The sequence below is a fragment of the Lysinibacillus sphaericus genome (assembly GCF_000600105.1).
Lineage (GTDB): Bacteria > Bacillota > Bacilli > Bacillales_A > Planococcaceae > Lysinibacillus > Lysinibacillus sphaericus.
On the sequence record NZ_CP006837.1, the window covers coordinates 135,130 to 151,574 of the forward strand.

Annotated in this window: 16 protein-coding genes; 8 read left to right on the forward strand and 8 right to left on the reverse strand. The window is 37.3% G+C overall.

Annotated elements, in window-relative coordinates:
• Positions 1 to 68: 68 nt before the first annotated feature.
• The 8 genes from T479_RS00600 to T479_RS00635 form a co-directional block, all read right to left on the reverse strand.
• Positions 69 to 1,016: an N-acetylglucosamine kinase gene (locus T479_RS00600; protein WP_025218348.1), complete on the reverse strand. Its 948-nt coding sequence runs from the start codon at positions 1,014 to 1,016 to the stop codon at positions 69 to 71.
• On the reverse strand, positions 1,013 to 2,527 hold the full coding sequence (gene argH / locus T479_RS00605) for an argininosuccinate lyase (protein ID WP_025218349.1): 1,515 nt from the start codon (positions 2,525 to 2,527) through the stop codon (positions 1,013 to 1,015). Before argH ends, T479_RS00600 begins: the two co-directional genes overlap by 4 nt.
• Before the next feature lie 28 nt (positions 2,528 to 2,555).
• The gene (locus tag T479_RS00610) at positions 2,556 to 4,277 is read right to left on the reverse strand and encodes an ABC transporter permease (RefSeq protein ID WP_025218350.1); all 1,722 of its coding nucleotides are present in this window, start codon (positions 4,275 to 4,277) and stop codon (positions 2,556 to 2,558) included.
• A 12-nt stretch (positions 4,278 to 4,289) separates the two neighbouring features.
• Positions 4,290 to 5,360: an ABC transporter ATP-binding protein gene (locus tag T479_RS00615; RefSeq protein ID WP_025218351.1), complete on the reverse strand. Its 1,071-nt coding sequence runs from the start codon at positions 5,358 to 5,360 to the stop codon at positions 4,290 to 4,292.
• 45 nt (positions 5,361 to 5,405) lie between these two features.
• The gene (locus T479_RS00620; RefSeq protein ID WP_025218352.1) at positions 5,406 to 7,196 is read right to left on the reverse strand and encodes an ABC transporter ATP-binding protein; all 1,791 of its coding nucleotides are present in this window, start codon (positions 7,194 to 7,196) and stop codon (positions 5,406 to 5,408) included.
• 374 nt (positions 7,197 to 7,570) lie between these two features.
• The gene (locus tag T479_RS00625; RefSeq protein ID WP_025218353.1) at positions 7,571 to 8,677 is read right to left on the reverse strand and encodes an extracellular solute-binding protein; all 1,107 of its coding nucleotides are present in this window, start codon (positions 8,675 to 8,677) and stop codon (positions 7,571 to 7,573) included.
• 181 nt (positions 8,678 to 8,858) lie between these two features.
• Positions 8,859 to 9,761 (reverse strand): EamA family transporter, encoded by a 903-nt coding sequence (locus T479_RS00630; RefSeq protein ID WP_025218354.1) that lies wholly within the window; start codon positions 9,759 to 9,761, stop codon positions 8,859 to 8,861.
• A gap of 18 nt (positions 9,762 to 9,779) precedes the next feature.
• On the reverse strand, positions 9,780 to 10,343 hold the full coding sequence (locus T479_RS00635) for a GNAT family N-acetyltransferase (protein ID WP_024360796.1): 564 nt from the start codon (positions 10,341 to 10,343) through the stop codon (positions 9,780 to 9,782).
• Positions 10,344 to 10,787: 444 nt separating this feature from the next.
• On the opposite strand from T479_RS00635, the gene T479_RS00640 reads away from it, so the two are divergent.
• From T479_RS00640 to T479_RS00675, 8 genes are all read left to right on the forward strand, one after another.
• Complete coding sequence (locus T479_RS00640; protein ID WP_025218355.1) at positions 10,788 to 11,738, forward strand: carbohydrate kinase family protein; 951 nt, start codon at positions 10,788 to 10,790, stop codon at positions 11,736 to 11,738.
• Positions 11,739 to 12,271: 533 nt separating this feature from the next.
• Positions 12,272 to 12,433: a hypothetical protein gene (locus T479_RS23615; protein ID WP_158497859.1), complete on the forward strand. Its 162-nt coding sequence runs from the start codon at positions 12,272 to 12,274 to the stop codon at positions 12,431 to 12,433.
• A gap of 317 nt (positions 12,434 to 12,750) precedes the next feature.
• A complete protein-coding gene (locus T479_RS00650) occupies positions 12,751 to 13,023 on the forward strand; it encodes a hypothetical protein (protein ID WP_025218357.1) in 273 nt (90 codons plus the stop codon).
• 57 nt (positions 13,024 to 13,080) lie between these two features.
• Positions 13,081 to 13,479 carry a hypothetical protein gene (locus tag T479_RS00655; protein ID WP_024360793.1) on the forward strand — a complete coding sequence of 133 codons (399 nt, stop codon included), beginning with the start codon at positions 13,081 to 13,083 and terminating at the stop codon, positions 13,477 to 13,479.
• Positions 13,480 to 13,582: 103 nt separating this feature from the next.
• On the forward strand, positions 13,583 to 14,017 hold the full coding sequence (locus T479_RS00660; protein WP_025218358.1) for a protein-tyrosine phosphatase family protein: 435 nt from the start codon (positions 13,583 to 13,585) through the stop codon (positions 14,015 to 14,017).
• 288 nt (positions 14,018 to 14,305) lie between these two features.
• The gene (locus T479_RS00665; protein ID WP_029747045.1) at positions 14,306 to 14,509 is read left to right on the forward strand and encodes a PLDc N-terminal domain-containing protein; all 204 of its coding nucleotides are present in this window, start codon (positions 14,306 to 14,308) and stop codon (positions 14,507 to 14,509) included.
• Positions 14,506 to 15,399 (forward strand): ABC transporter ATP-binding protein, encoded by an 894-nt coding sequence (locus T479_RS00670; RefSeq protein ID WP_025218359.1) that lies wholly within the window; start codon positions 14,506 to 14,508, stop codon positions 15,397 to 15,399. The genes T479_RS00665 and T479_RS00670 overlap by 4 nt, the downstream gene beginning before the upstream one ends.
• A complete protein-coding gene (locus T479_RS00675; RefSeq protein ID WP_025218360.1) occupies positions 15,396 to 16,178 on the forward strand; it encodes an ABC transporter permease in 783 nt (260 codons plus the stop codon). The genes T479_RS00670 and T479_RS00675 overlap by 4 nt, the downstream gene beginning before the upstream one ends.
• The last annotated feature ends 267 nt before the right edge of the window (positions 16,179 to 16,445 follow it).

The window sequence follows — 16,445 nt, forward strand, 5'->3', positions numbered from 1 at the left end:
TCTAACACCTTTTTGCTGCGCCGTTGTTATGTCCCAGCCTCTTTGTCGACACTTGGGGGCGTGGGGTATTACAAATTGTCATACGCCCTTTTTGAACGATTAATAATATAAGATATTGGCTGATGTTGACATAAGGAAACATTAATTTTCGGATACATTGAAGTCATTTCTTGTGAAAATATTTTTAAAATCAGAGGGTTATGTTTTATAGCACCCCCATTACAATAAAAGTTAAATGGTTGGCCTTGATAACTGATTTTTTTAAGTACCGCACAAGCAAGGAGCACTAATTCATGGGCTGCCTGAGTGGATATTTGAATAGCACATGTATCTTTTTTGGCAACGGCATCGGCCAAAAATGCCCCCATTTTGGCTAATTGTGCATTTGTATAAGAAGGGCGGAATAACCATGCTGCGAGCTCGGTGACATCCTGAATACGTAAATAGTTATAAACAGCATCTTTTAATAGCGTCGCTTCCCCTCGGCCATCTTCCATCCGAAAAATGGCACGTATGACTTCCTGCCCAAGCCAATAGCCACTTCCTTCATCGCCCGCACGATGGCCCCAACCACCAGTGCGGGCAATTTGTTGCCCATCGAATGCATAGGCAATAGCCCCTGTTCCTGCGATTAGTAGCGCACCTGCTTGTCCTTCAGTGACACCTAATAAAGTAGCTTGTGCATCATTTTCGACGATTAACGTATGGATATCTAGCTGTTCCGCTGTAATTGCCTCACGAACCATTGCGGTCACATTTTGATGATCCTTTGGAGAATCAATTCCAGCCATAGCAAACGTGGCGACGGCGATTTTAGAGATAGCTTGTTCCTGCAAAAATACACGAGCTTTGCTTAATAACGCTCGTAGTATTTCTGTTGCAGACTCTATGCCGATCGCCTGATAATTGGATCCGCCCATTGTTGTTGTATATTGAATTTCACCTGACTCGGCATGTACGATGGCACATGCCGTTTTAGTTGCACCACCGTCTATTATTAGTAGCCATTTATTCATTGATCCCATTCCTCTATAAACAAAATTAATTGCTTCTCCGCCTCTGTAATAGCTAATTCTTTCTGTTGAATCCACTCAAGTAAGGTATTGGCTTGTGCCTTCGAACGTTCGATCGAAGCCCGCATCGTATCAGGTGAGGGACCACCTAGTAATGTTCGGACATTTACGAAGAACTCGGGTTTTAAAGTATGGTAGAAATCTTCTTCAGAAATAACTAACGGTTTGCCAGTAACCAATTTGGCTTGTGTATTGGCTAATCCCCACGTAAGACTTGCCAATGATTCTTCACCGTGAGCAAGCAATACTTTAATACATTTACTTACGATACTATGGGCTTGGCGAAATGAAATACCTTCCGAACGCACTAACGTATCAGCAAGTTCTGTTACATTGGCAAAGCTATTTTCTGCACGGTTTCGAAGCTTTTTCTTGTTGACATCCATTGTGACAACAAGCGAGCCAAATAATTTATATATACCTATTAATCGATCCATCGCTCGCCATAAATACGGTTGCATATCGTCCTCTGTATCAACAATATCACCAAACGGTGTATTATGTACCATTTGTAGCACTGTACTTGCATCTCCAACAACCGCAGATAGTAATGAGCGCGTATGCTCAATGGACACAGGGTTTCGCTTTTGAGGCATAATAGAGCTAATTTGAACGTATGGACTTGCAAGTGTAAAGGCGTTGAATTCCTGCGTAGCCCATAGTAAAAAGTCTTGTGATGTACGGCCAAGATTCAGTGCCGCAAGTTGCACAATACTTGCTGTTTCAGCAATATAATCAGCTCCAGCAACCGCATCCCATGCATTTTCAATAATATCGTCAAAAGCTAATAAGTCTCGCATACGCTCACGACTAATGTTAAAGCCTGTTGTCGTTAAGGCGGCTGCCCCCATACTGCTCCGATTTATCGTTTTATAGCAATGCTGCATGCGCTCAAAATCACGATCTAGCTGATCAATAACAGCTTTTAAATAATGGGCAAAAGTGGTCGGTTGAGCTTGTTGCGTATGTGTATAGCCAATCATTATCGTATCAATATGCTCCTCGGCAGCTGCAATTAAATCACCGCGTAATTTAAGCAATTCTCCCATAAGCATTAATAATTTTTTGCGCAATGTCATTCGATAAATGGCAATCCCCATATCATTCCGACTTCTACCGATATGAAGATTTCCGGCAACATCACCAGCAAGTTCAATTAATTTATTTTCAATGCGGAAAAATAAATCTTCGTATTGCGGGCTGTAATCTTCTATTCGATAATAGTTCAAATCTAGTTTTTTCAGTGCCAAAGCAATTTGCTTCGCTTCTTCTTTTTTTACAAGTCCTTGTTCTTCTAGCATTTTTAAATGGGCAATATTAATTTGAAGCATAATCGTTAAAAAATTTTTCTTTGCTTCATCATAAGCCGGTTGCAATACAATTTTCCGGTAAATATTCGAAGGAAAAATTATTCCATCCTCTTGCTGAATTTTGTTACGGAAATCTTCAAACATAATTAATGGCCTCCTAATAGAATAACAGTTATATGGCTGAGCCAGCACTGCCCTTTGATAGCTTTTCCGAAATAATAAGTACTATTAAAATTAAGCAAATTTGTAAAACACCATAGGCACAAGCAGTTCCAAATTTAAAGGCATATAATTTTTGAAATATAGCCACAGATAGCGGAATCGTAGAAGTGCTATAAATAAGAATAGAAGCTACGAATTCACCTAAACTTTGGACAAGCGCTAGTAATGTTCCTGCTAATATGCCCGAAAAAGTTAGCGGCAGGATTATACGTCGAAACGTATACCACCAATTTGCACCTAAGCTTCGTGACGCCTCCTCAATCGACTGATCTAATTGCACAAGAGAGGCTGATGTTGAACGGAAAACAAGTGGTAAATGTCTAATAAAATAAGCAAGCGGTAAAATCCAAAACGTACCAATCAGTACCTGGTTAAAGGCAAATATATTTTCAGTGCTAAAGGCAGCAATTAAATTGACAGCAACAACAGTTCCAGGCAGTGCCCAAGGAACCATAATTAAAATATCGAGCAATGTTTTCCCTTTAAAGTTGAGACGCACCATCGCGTAGGCTGCAGCGACACCAAAAAGTACATTACCAAACGTTGCGACAATACCCATTTGGATGGAGTTCCAAATAGGTCTCCACGTTCGCTCATCAGTAAAGAGTGCCACATAATGATCGACGGTGTAGTCGGTGGGCAGTATTTGGGTTTTCCATGCACCATCGACTGAAAAGGAAATTAAAATCAGCACTAAAATGGGTAAAATTAAAATCAGTGTTCCGCCAAAAGAAGCTATTGTAGCAATTATTTTCATGAATTTTGAAGATACTTCTGAGCGATGAACACTAATGCCTTTACTCAAATTTTGGTAATTTCTACGGTTTTGGTACCAGCGCATAACAATTAAAAATGAAATGGATACAAACGATAAAATCATTGACTGTGTAGCGGCCATTTCTAAATTACCATTTGTCCGTGATAAGTAAATTTGCATGGTCATCGTTCGTTCGACACCAAACATTAATGGTGCCGTATAAGATGCCATTGATACCATAAAGACGAGCAAGGCAGATGCAATAATAGAAGGTGTCAACATCGGTAAAATAACCTTTGTCCATACACGAATACGCCCTGCACCTAAACTAGTTGCTGCTTCCTCTAATGATGGATCAAGTCCTTTAATAGCAGCCGAAGCGGTTAAATAGAAGTAGGTGTACATGGTAAATGTATGGACAACGATGACACCCCATATACCTTTTAAAGAAAAGGGTACTTGCTTTAAGCCGAATAAATGCTGAATTGCGCGTGGAAAAATGCCACTCTCCCCGTATAGGAATGTAAAAGAGAGTACGCCAACAAGCGGTGGAAGAGCCATTGGCACTAATACTAAAATAGATAATATGCGTCTTCCTGGAAACTCATAGCGTTCCAATAAAAATGCCATTGTTACACCAACAAGTGCACAGCAAATCACGCTAATAATGGATATATATAAACTAGTCCATAGCGCCTCAAGATTAGCAGGGCTAGCAAGGCTAAAAAACTTTTGATAATGACTAAGTGCGTGCTCTCCTGAAAAACTTTGAAGAAAAGTTTGATAGAAAGGATAAATGACATAAGCAAACAATACTAAAAACAAAGGCGAAATTAAAATATAGACAAACCATTTAGATTGCGTTAGCCGTGTCCAAACATTACTTTGATAAGAATGTACAGGTGGTTTTTCCATGTGGTCTGCCTCCTATTCTCCTAAAAAATATAGTGATTCATGCGCTATATTTAAAGTAATGCTTTCGCCAATGTTTTTTAGCTGCACATTTTTATTGATTATCATAACTTTCAATGAGAATTCAATAAAATCGACAATGTAATTTACACTTATTCCTGTAAATTCAACAAATGTGATTGTTCCAGTTAATGTATTTTCTCCAGGGCCCAGATTGACAGACTCTGGACGAATCGAAATAAACACGTTGTCTCCAATCATATGCGTTAAAGTAGGGGAGCTGTGTTGCTTTCGCCCAGTTAGAACAAGTCCATGCTTTGTTTTTACTTGCACTTCATCTGCGTTAATGGCAAAGATTGTCGCTTCGATTAAATTGGTTTCCCCGATGAAATCGGCAACGAAGCGGTTTACTGGTCGATTATAAATTTCTTGAGGTGTGCCGATTTGTTTTACATAACCATTGTCCATCACCATAATGCGGTCCGACATGGACATCGCTTCCATTTGGTCGTGTGTTACATAAATGGTTGTAACACCTAACTCGGATTGAATTCTTTTAATTTCAATTCGCGTTTCCTCACGTAACTTTGCATCTAAATTCGACAACGGTTCATCGAGTAATAAAATATCAGGCTCAATCACAAGTGCTCTTGCTAGGGCAACGCGTTGCTGCTGACCACCAGATAATTCATTAATTTTCCTGCTGCCATATTGCCCTAAATGTACAAGTCCTCGAATGCGGTCAACTTTTTGTGTTATTTCCTGTTTAGAGAGCTTTCGTACTTGTAAGCCAAAAGCAATATTTTCGTCTACTGTCATGTGTGGAAACAGCGCATAATTTTGAAACACCATACCAATATTGCGTTTATTTGGCTGAAGTAATGTCACATCGCGATCATCGAAAAAAATTTTTCCTTCAGTAGGATAATAAAACCCTGCAATCATTCGCAATGTCGTCGTTTTCCCACAGCCACTAGGCCCAAGGAAGGTAAAGAATTCGCCCGTTTTGATTTCGAGATTTAAATCTTTTACACCTTGCACTTTCCCAAATTGCTTAGAGACATTTTCGATTTTGACATTTTTCAAATGCAATGCTCCTTTCTATTTTGAAAAGACAGATATGCATTGATTTCACCAATTGACATACTTATTAGCCTGTAGTTGATACAATTCCGCAAAATAGCCTTTGCTGGTCAACAGTTCTTGCATCGAACCTTCCTCTGCTATATGTCCGTCTTGCAATACAATGATACGATCCACCATATTTAAAGCAGATAATTTATGTGTTATTAATAGTAATGTTTTCGTTGATGAGAGATCTGCTAATGATTCAATCATTTGATGCTCACTTCTCGCGTCAAGAGACGCTGAAGGTTCATCTAAAATAAGAAATGCTGCATTGCGGAAGTAAGCTCTAGCAATTGCTACCTTTTGCCATTCACCACCTGAAAGTTCGGTTCCATTATCAAAGTTTTTACTTAAAACTTGCTCGTAGCCATAATCAAAACTTGCAACCAAATCCACAAGATCGCTTTTTTCGGTAACAATTGCTAACATTCCATCATCATTAGTATTCCCTGTGTCACTAATTAAAATATTTTCTTTATAAGTTAACTGGTAACGTGAAAAGTCTTGGAACACTATACCGATAATTTTGCGGTATGCGTCGATTTCATATTCGGTAATATTAATGCCGTTTAATTCAATGATTCCTTCGGTTGGCTCGTATAATCTTGTAATCAGCTTAACGATAGTCGATTTCCCAGCACCATTTTCGCCGACTAATGCAATCTTTTGTCCCATGCTGATTGTAAAACTTACATTCTGAAGTATAGGCTTGGAGGAATTAGGGTAATGAAAAGATACATTTTTAAACCGAATAGTAAATTCATTTTGTTCTAGACATAATAGCTTTTCACCTGATGAAATATCTGATCTTAAAGAGATAAATTTAAAGTATTTTTCCATATAAAGTAGCGTGTCATATAGTAAGCTTGAATTTTCTATGAAACTTGCCAAACTTTGACGTGCGAGTAAAACTGATGAAGCGAAAATTACTATATCTCCTGCGGTAAATGTATTATTTAGTACACCAGTGACTACCCACCAAAAACTCAACCCAATTCCAATCATGCCAATTCCGACAAATATTATTGAGAAGAAAGTTTGCTTATATCTAATTTTTTTAATATCTGCATGGATTTTATCGAACGTTAACATGTATTTATTAATGAAGAAGTCAGCAGTATTATATATTTTCACTTCTTTCATATGTTCTTTTGATAGCATGACTGAGCTGTAATATTGCATCTTTCTAGCTTCAGGACTATTTATGACAAGTGTTTCAAATGCCTCTTTTTGTAATTTATAGGTAACAATAGCCTGAGGAATAATCGCAACAAACACAATGATTGCTATCAAAATATTAAAGTTTGTTAATAACACCAACATTGAAATGCCTGTTAGTACACTACTAATCATGCCCGAAGTAAAAACAATAAGGTTTACTGGTCGCCACGCAGCCTCTTGCTCAAGTATTTGTATATCATCATAAAATTCTGGATTTTCGAAGTAGTATAATCCCTTTATTTCTGAGGATTTATCCATCAAGCTTTTATTTAATTGGGCAATTAATCTATCCGTTATTAAACCTTGAAAGGTCATTTCAACAGGACCTAAAATGGCATTAATAAATGACACGATTATCCAAGATAGTACAAAGAAAATAATGACAGAATATACGATAGCATTGGTAGTAGAAATAGCATCGATTAATCCTTTCGAAAACCATAGAGTTAGAGATGGTAATATAGCTTGAAAAGGAATAATAACAAACAAAATAATAGAATAAAACTTCGAAGCACCCCAAAAAAGAGGCAGAGTTTTTACAAGAAGTTTCAAATAAGAGTAAAATGTATTCATGATTCTTCACCTAATTATACAATATATATTGTATTTATATTCCAAATACAATTTGCGTTAGCCTGTCACGCGGAATTGTTTAATTAACTGATAAAATCGCCAATTTTAAGGATAGAGATTAAAATCCGAATGACAGAAAAGCGATTCCTCTAAAAATACTTTTAATAGTATCATAGGTAATCCTCCCTCGATTTTAAGTATAATAATTATAAATTGAATAATCTGAAAAAACAAATTAGTCTAAAATTAGACCATGCTAGTATTATAACTTTATGTTTCATTACAGGTTATTTTATGAGGTACTTAAATTTTAATAAAAGGCATCAAGAGGGGCTTCTTGATACCTTTAGTCAGCACGGGTTTTCTGAGTTGCTCTATTTCTTTCCTCTACCTTTTATATTAGTATCCCAGTGTTCCATCCATGCTGCCTCTTTTTCCGACATTAACTGCCAATCAATATCAAAAGTTTTTAAATCTAATTCCTGATACCATTCTGGCATTGTCGCTTGATCAATGTCGGAGCGTGTTGGAATTTGGTAATAGTCGTTCGCTAATTTGGTAACCATCTCTTTTTCAAATAAAAATTCAACGAATAATTTTGCGTTCTCTAAATTTTTTGCCTTGTTAACAACCGCAACACCATCTACTAAAATTGGTGCACCACTCTTTGGATAAATGTAATCAAACGGATAATCTGTTGTATACTTTTTCAATAGGATATCTTGTAGATTCCATAATGAAACACTACCTTCTTGACGTGTAAGCTTTAAATAAAGTGCATTAGGATCTTGCGTATATTCTTTTGTGTTGGCATCTAATTTTAATAGCCATTCATAACCTTTGTCAGGTGTGTCGGCACCTTGACGAACAATCATGGATGAATAAATCGTGCGCATAGTTCCTGACGCTAATACCCCACGAATTAAAATTTGGTCCTGCCATTTCGGATCTAATAAATCATCCCAATCTTGTGGACCGGTTTCTTTTGTTAGTAAGTCACTATTAATCATAATGACTTCAGGTAATAGCATTTCACCGAACCAGCGACCTTCTGTATCTTTATAGTTTGCATCGATTGTGTCGATAAAGCTCGGTTGCCATGCATGGAGTAAATCCTCGTTTGCTCCAACCATTAAGGCGGATTGAGTACCACCCCACCAAAAATCTGCTTGAGGATTTGCTTTTTCACCGCGTAGACGCTCTAATATTTGTTGAGCCCCCATTGTTAAAAACTCCACTTGAATGTCCGGGTACTTCTCATTAAACTGATCGATTACGCCTTGCACCATTTCTTCATCACGCCCTGTGTAAATGACCAGCTTACCTGACGGAGATGTGTTTCCATCTGCTTTTTCAGCATTAGATGCCGTGTCGCTTTTTGCAGCATCTTTTGTCGAACCCTGATCGTTAGTGCTACTACAAGCAGCTACAACGATCAGCATCAACACAAGCAAAAATCCAAAAATACGTGTTTTTTTCATAATCATCTTCCCCTTCCTTTAGTGAGTTGCTTACATAGTGCAGTATAATACTAAAATAAAACATTAATGTTAGAATAATTAAAAAATTCTAACGTTACTACTATCATAATTTAAAAAATTGACTGTTTTCAACGGTATATTGTAAAAATTAAAAACTCCTTAAAAATGGTTTTATCCATTTTTAAGGAGTTTTTACGGGTGATTTTCGATTGGCAAGCATACTAGGTAACATCATGCCGATAATCACTAAAGCAATGCCAATTACTTGTAAAACAGTGAGTGATTCATGCAATACGATAACAGAAACGGTCACAGCTACAGGTAGTTCAATCGCACTTAAAATAGAGGCCAGTGCGCCACCCACTTTGGGTACTGCAATTGAAAATAAATAAATGGGTAAGATTATACCGAATAGTCCAAGTGCTAATCCATATTTCCATAAGCCTTCAGCAAATAATTTGCCATTCCATGCAATTTCAGGACTGAGGAAAATACTAACTATAATTAGTGCTACAAAAGAAACAATTAAAACTCTTGATGTCGTTGTAACACCTTCAACGGGACGAGAGTTAAATTGGATAAAGCAGGCAAAGGTAAATGCAGCAGCTAACCCAAATAACCAGCCTTGAATCGCAATACCGCTTAAATCGACATTCAATACACCGGCAGCCAAAATAGTCCCCGCAAATAGAATCAGTATCGAAATAACTTCAGGTCTACTTGGCAGACGCTTATGGATAACGCAATCTAACAGCAAACCAATCCAAGTAAATTGGAAAAGCATAACGACGGCTAGAGATGCAGGTAAATATTTTAATGACTCGCCGTAAACGATGCCTGTAATACCTGTAAAAATCCCTGCGCTTACTAATATAAATAGTCCGTGTTTTGAAAGTTTCGGTAGTTTTCTTTGGGTGAAGATAAAAATTGTTAAAACAAGTATAAAGCCAATGATGTATTGACTCGATACCGCCTCTGATGATGTAAAGCCATGCAACATAGCTACTTTCACGATGGTCGATAAAATGCCATAACTACTAGAAGCGATGACTATCAACAGAGGATATAATACATTTGTTTTCATGCTTAATTAATCCACATCCTAAATCTGTTTCACCATATGATGGAAAGGTTCGTCTATGATGGACCATGGTTCAGTAATCACAAAGCCCATACGTTCATATAAGCGACGAGCATCTTCTTTTTGCGTTTCAACATTCAGTGATAATTTTGTAAAACCTCGTTGTTTTGTTTGCTCAATGGCGAATTGGATTAATAGTGTACCGATTCCTTTACCACGAGCCTCTGGTGCTACACAAACTGTATCAATATAATATTCATCTTGATGCGCCTCTTGATCGATAGCGATTGAAGGAGCATTTTTCTCTTCAAGCCATTTTACGAGATTGGCATCCATTTGAATGGCTTGTTCACCATTATAGTAAACAAGGATGCCTAATACTTGTTCACCTTCCACAGCAACAAAAGTATTTAAATAAGAGTGTCTGTTGTCTTCACGTTTGAAGAGGACTGTTAGTTCTTGTTCAACCATTGAAGCTGTCTGTTCACCTGTTAAACGGTTGGCAATCTCACCAATCGCATCAATAATTAGTGGCACAACGGCACGGGCATCCTGTGGTTGTGCTTGTCGAATCGTAATACTCATTGTTAAAATCCCTACCTTTCTATAGGCAAGTATAACAAAGATAGATGATGTCTCAAGCTTTTGAAATATTCGCTACTTTATATTTAGCAAATAGTATGGCTATGGATAGACGTTGCCGTCGGTGCTTTCCGCTTAGCACAACCCTTGCAGGCGCTGTGATTCCTCGTCTTACGAACTATCAGTAGATGTCGCCATTGCTGAAAGGAAAAAAATATAATCGTTAGAAGAATAAAACAGAAAAATGTATCAAATTAAATATAGAAAACACTGCTGTTGGTTGCCTTTACGGGCGGGTTTTCCTCCTTTGGATGGCCAAAGTAAGCTAAAGAAGTTGTGCTGGCGTAAATGATGTATGTCTTTCATTATTTTTCCGAAAGTTTAAAACTTTATTGGAATTCAACTTTCATGTTAATCTAGAATGAATAGACTTTCGGGGGGACTACAATGATAAAGGAAGATAAGGATTATATTTTAGTCTATGGAGATGCTTTTATTGACTATATTGCTGATGATGTAACGAATACATCTTTTACTAAATATATGGGTGGCGCAACGGTAAATGTGGCTGCAGGCATTAGCCGTATCGGGGCTCCATCTGCGCTGATTACGATTACAGGAGATGACGAAGGCTCACAATTTGTCCGAGATGGTCTTGCACAAGAAGGCGTGAACCTCGATTTTGCGGTATTTAACCCTGCAAAACGTGTAAGTGGTGTATACGTACATTTAACAGAAGCATGTGAGCGAATTTTCAAAGATTATGTCGATGAGACACCCGATTTACAAGTGGAAGCAACACAATTAAATGAGGCGGCCTTTAAACATGCTTCTGCTCTCATTGTGTGCTCAGGCACAATGTTCCATCCAACTGCACTTGCAACGACTAGTGCTGCTGTTGATATGGCAAAGGAAAAAGGTGCTATTATCGCAATGGATGCCAACATTCGACCTTTACGTTGGAGCAGTGAAGAAATTTGTCGTGAGACCATTACTTCTTTCTTTGAAAATGTAGATATTTTAAAAGTCACGGATGATGAGTTATTTTTCTTAACAGAGACCGCTACTTTAGAAGAAGGCATCGAACAATTAAACAGTTATTTAGTGCCGATTATTTTAGTAACAGTAGGGGAAGAGGGCACGTATGCAGTATTAAACGGTGAGGTTATACATGTACCGACCGAGAAGGTTGTGCCAGTGGACACTACGGGTGCGGGAGATGCATTTATGGCAGGCGTTCTGCGCGATGTCCATTACAACGGTTTACCAACAACTGAGGAAGAACTAGTTCGTTGTGTGAGCTTTGGTAATCGCTTAGGTGCTATGGCAGCAACAAAGCCAGGGGCGTTAACTGCATTACCGTATTATGAAGATATCAAACATTTATTAGAGAAATAAGAGTTATAGTGGGTGTAGGTCTATATAAATAAATATTAATTAAAAGATGTGCTGATTATGGTACATCTTTTTCTTTTTTACAAAGTTATTAAGTTAACATATTCCAAAACTATTTTTGTAGTTTATTTAGGAACATGCTATTGTCCAAGTAGCTAACAGGATGAGAACGTAAGTACTTTTCTTTTTATGTAACGGATAGTTTTTTACACAATAGTGTAGCAGCTAAAGCTGTGTATTTCCTTTCCGCATACTAACTTCCAAGATACAAAATATTATTCAAGTTCATGACCATAAAGTAGTTTTTTACTTAGCTTTTTTGACATTATAGCTTAAAAAACACTATATTTTCTGTCATTTTTACTAGACTGCCCCTAAATAAATAATATATTATTTAATTATTCAAAAAACTACGAAGAGGGATAGAGTAGCTGAAAATAGTCGATTAAAATGTATAAATAAATTTTCTCTTTTGCTCTTGCCTTTTGCTAATGATGTATTATTTAATTATTCCGAAAGATAAGGAGAAGGATAAAATGGAAAAAAAGTCATTGATTAAATCGTACAAATTGTTCACAGTTCTTTTTATTTTCGCTTGTATTCTCTTTATTACAAATAATAGTACCGCATCGGCAGCTGAGTTAAGTCAACAGGAACAAGAAAAAGAAGAATTATATCAACAATATATAGAAATTTAGAGGAAGTAAAAGCTACAGTTACATGGGGAGACGGCCTAGAAGGCATTGAAGTTTCTCCAATTGATGAATTTGAAGAAGAAGATTGGGTTTCCCCAGAAGTATTTAGACAACGAGCGATTGAGAGGGTACAATCTAGCGTTGTTGAAATTGAAATTCCTGAAATTCCTGAAATTCCTTTTTATGAATTCGAAGAAGATAGGTTTTCAGAAAAAATATTCGAACGGCGAGCAATTGGGGCGACACAAGCTAACCCTGTTGCGGCTTTTGCAAATAACATAACGCTATTGTCTACTACTTCTGCATCACGTAAGGTTAGAGTGTTACATGAATCAACTCCTATTGATATAACAATATTTGCGACTTTTACAACACAGCTTTCTGATGGTCGCCAAGTATTAACTGGCTATTCTAATTTACGCACTATTCCTTCAAGAGGTTTTTTTACCCGTACAGGAGTAGACGCTCGTATTACTAATAGAGGCACAACTTACGCATTTACGATTGGTGGAAGTTTAAAGTATGTTGGTTTAACAACTTATCATACATTAAATACAAAATTCTATTGCAGTCCAACTGGTGTAGTTTCATAACATAAACAAAAAATATTTCTTTATGAGACATCTGAACATCATAAGGAGTAGGATAGAATGGAAAAAAAACGTCGATTAAAAACGTACAAATTGTTCACAATCCTTTTTGCCTTGGCTTGTATCCCCTTTATATTCTTTATTACAAAAATTGATACAGCACCTGTAACTGAGTTAAGTCAACAAGAAAAAGAAGAATTACATCAACAATATATAGAAATTTTAGAGGAAGTAAAAGCTACAGTTACATGGGGAGACGGCCTAGAAGGCATTGAAGTTTCTCAAATTGATGAATTTGAAGAAGAAGATTGGGTATCCCCAGAAGTATTTAGACAACGAGCAATTGAGAGGGTACAATCTAGCGTTGTTGAAATTGATGAAACCGAAGAAGATTGGTTTTCCCTAGAAGCATTGAAACAACGAGTAATGGAGGTAATGAAAAAGCTTGGTTTTTCCTAGAAGTATTTAGACAACGAGCGATTAAGGCGGAACCTGTTCAACTTAATTATCTTCATAAGATCGGACATTTATTAGAGAAATAACAGCTTGGAGCGTGAATCGGATGGAAAAAAACTATGATGTGTTAGTGAAAGATCGATTATTTTTTGGTGGTGCACAAGATGCTGAAGCTGCTTTTTCAAATGAGCAGGTAAACGTTGTCATTGATGTTCGAGTAAATGGATTAACTGAACTAGAACAGCAATCAGCACACTATAACTACAACCATCTGCCTATCGCTGATGAAGAAGCACAAGTAGCTCAGTCTATTGACACAGTAGCGAAAAAAATAGTCGCTGCCTATGAATCTGGACAGAAGGTTTACTTCCATTGTGGAAGTGGGGGTGGACGAGCAGGTGTAGCTGCGACGGCTGTGTTAATGGAGCTTGGCTTAGCCGATTCTTTGGAGGAAGCGGAGTTAGCTGTTAAACAGGCTCGTTCCCAAGTAAAGATACGCCCAAATATGGCTACTGCTTTAAAGAAATTGTATGAAAAGTAGTGCTATCAACCTTAGCATCTACATGTTATCGTCTTACGAAACAAATCTATATGTAAACGCGGCCTGCCATGTTCAAATGGTGGGCTTTTTATAATTTTTAATAAATTTAAGTAACTGCGGTATGACTAATTTGTAGGTAAGTCAGAAATACAAGTTACAGTTCTGTCAGAGCCGTCTTTCTTGATTTAACGCCTAGTGCAAAATTTATAAGCAAGATAAAAAATTGTTCTATACATATTATAACAAAGTTGTTATAGTGATATTAGAACAAAAGGCGAGGTGGTTTGGATGATGGAGGAGTTAGCAAATATCCCTTGGGCGATTATAGCGCCACTAATCGGCGTACAAATTATTTTAGTTATTGTTGCATTAATTGATCTTAGTAAAATTCATGCAACGAATGGACCGAAAATTTTATGGGTATTGATAATATTATTTATTAATTTACTTGGACCAATAGCATATTTTATCGTTGGGAGAAAACAATCATGACTACATTACTACAGGTAACAGGGTTGACGAAGCGTTTTGCGGAAAAAACTGTAGTGGATGCCATTGATTTTGTTTTAGAAGAGCATACCTCTACAGCGTTAATCGGACCAAATGGAGCAGGAAAGACAACAACTTTATCCATGTTAACAGGTTTATTAAGACCCTCTTTCGGTAGTGTAAACATGGTGGGGGGAGATTTACGAGCAAATATTGGGTTTTTACCGCAATATCCACAATTTCAGCCGTGGTTAAGTGCATTAGAGTTTACGGAGATGGCTGCAAAGTTAAGCGGTGTATCTGCTAAAAAGGCAAAGCAGGAAGCTCAAAAAACGTTAGAATTTGTCGGCTTAGGAAATGATCTTCATAAAAAAATTGCAACGTTTTCCGGTGGGATGAAACAACGGCTAGGTATTTCCCAGGCAATTGTCCATAAGCCTAAACTACTGTTGTTAGATGAACCAGTATCTGCTTTAGATCCTGTTGGACGTAGGGAAGTACTTGATTTATTAAAAGGCTTACAGCAACAGACGACAATTTTATATTCCACACATATTTTAAATGATGCGGAAGAGATGACGGACCAGCTATTATTTTTGCGTGATGGCAAACTTGTCGAACAAGGGACATTACGTGAGGTACGCCAACGTTATGACGAGCCAAATTATGTAGTAGAGTTTAGCACAGTAGAAGAGGCGCAGTATTTTGTCAGTCAATCTACATTTAAATGTACAGTCAATGGTTGCTATGTGTCTGTAGCCATTCAAGAAGATAAACCAAGCATGCAGCAATTGCTCGAAAGCCTTACTGTTTATCCGTATTTAGTGAGAAATGTTGCACGTCAAACAGCATCGCTCGAAGAAATTTTTATGAAGGTGGCGAAACGAGTATGAGTGGCATGAACGTACTTCTTCAGAAGGAATTCCGCGAAGCATGGCGAAGTAGAAAGTTTTTATGGATTCCACTTGTTTTTGCACTTTTAGGTATGAGCGAACCACTAACGAACTATTATATGATGGATATACTAGAGGCGGTTGGCAATATGCCTGAAGGATTTGAAATGTTAATGCCAGAATTAGTACCAGCCGATTTGTTACTTGCTACAATTAGCCAGTTTCAATTAATTGGATTACTAGTGCTAATGGCTTCTTTTGTAGGAGCTATTAGTAAGGAACGTTCAAATGGAACAGCAACCTTATTGTATGTACGACCTATTTCATTTGCTTCTTTTTTTATAAGTAAGTTTATTGTGATCAGTGCAGTTGGCTTTGTCAGTATAATAGCGGGATTTGCAGCAAGTGTGTACTATACGGTTGTACTGTATGGAACATTTGAAGTTGCGACCCTTTTAGCAAGTATTGGTTCGTATTTTATATGGGTTTTATTTGTCTTAGCGTTAACGCTAATGATGAGTGCTGCATTTAAAACAACTGTTGCGGCAACAGCTGCATTTATTATTATTTTTATTGGTCAAATTATTGATGGACTTGTAGGTACATTTTGGACTATATCACCTTGGAAATTACCACTATACGGTGTTCAGCTTATTCGTGGCACGATGGAGATGTCTGATTATTGGTGGAGCCTAGTTATGACAGTTGTTCTTATATGTATGTGTACGAGTATCGGCGTTTTTTCAATGAAGAAAAATGCTTCATCTACTAAAATCTAATTTATAGTGCCAGGCACCCAAATAATTCGGAATATTTAAATTTGTTTAGGTGCCTGACACCCCAATCCACTTTGATTCTCGCGGCTTACCTTGAGCCTGCGGAAAGCGAAGTGGATTTTTACGTGCCAGGCACCTGAGCAATTCAGATTTTTCACATTTGTGTGAGTGCCAGGCACCCAAACTTATTACACGAACTTTTCTTGGAATATCCATTACTTAGGAATATAATGTAGCTATAACTCAATATTTGTCAAATAACTCGAAAAA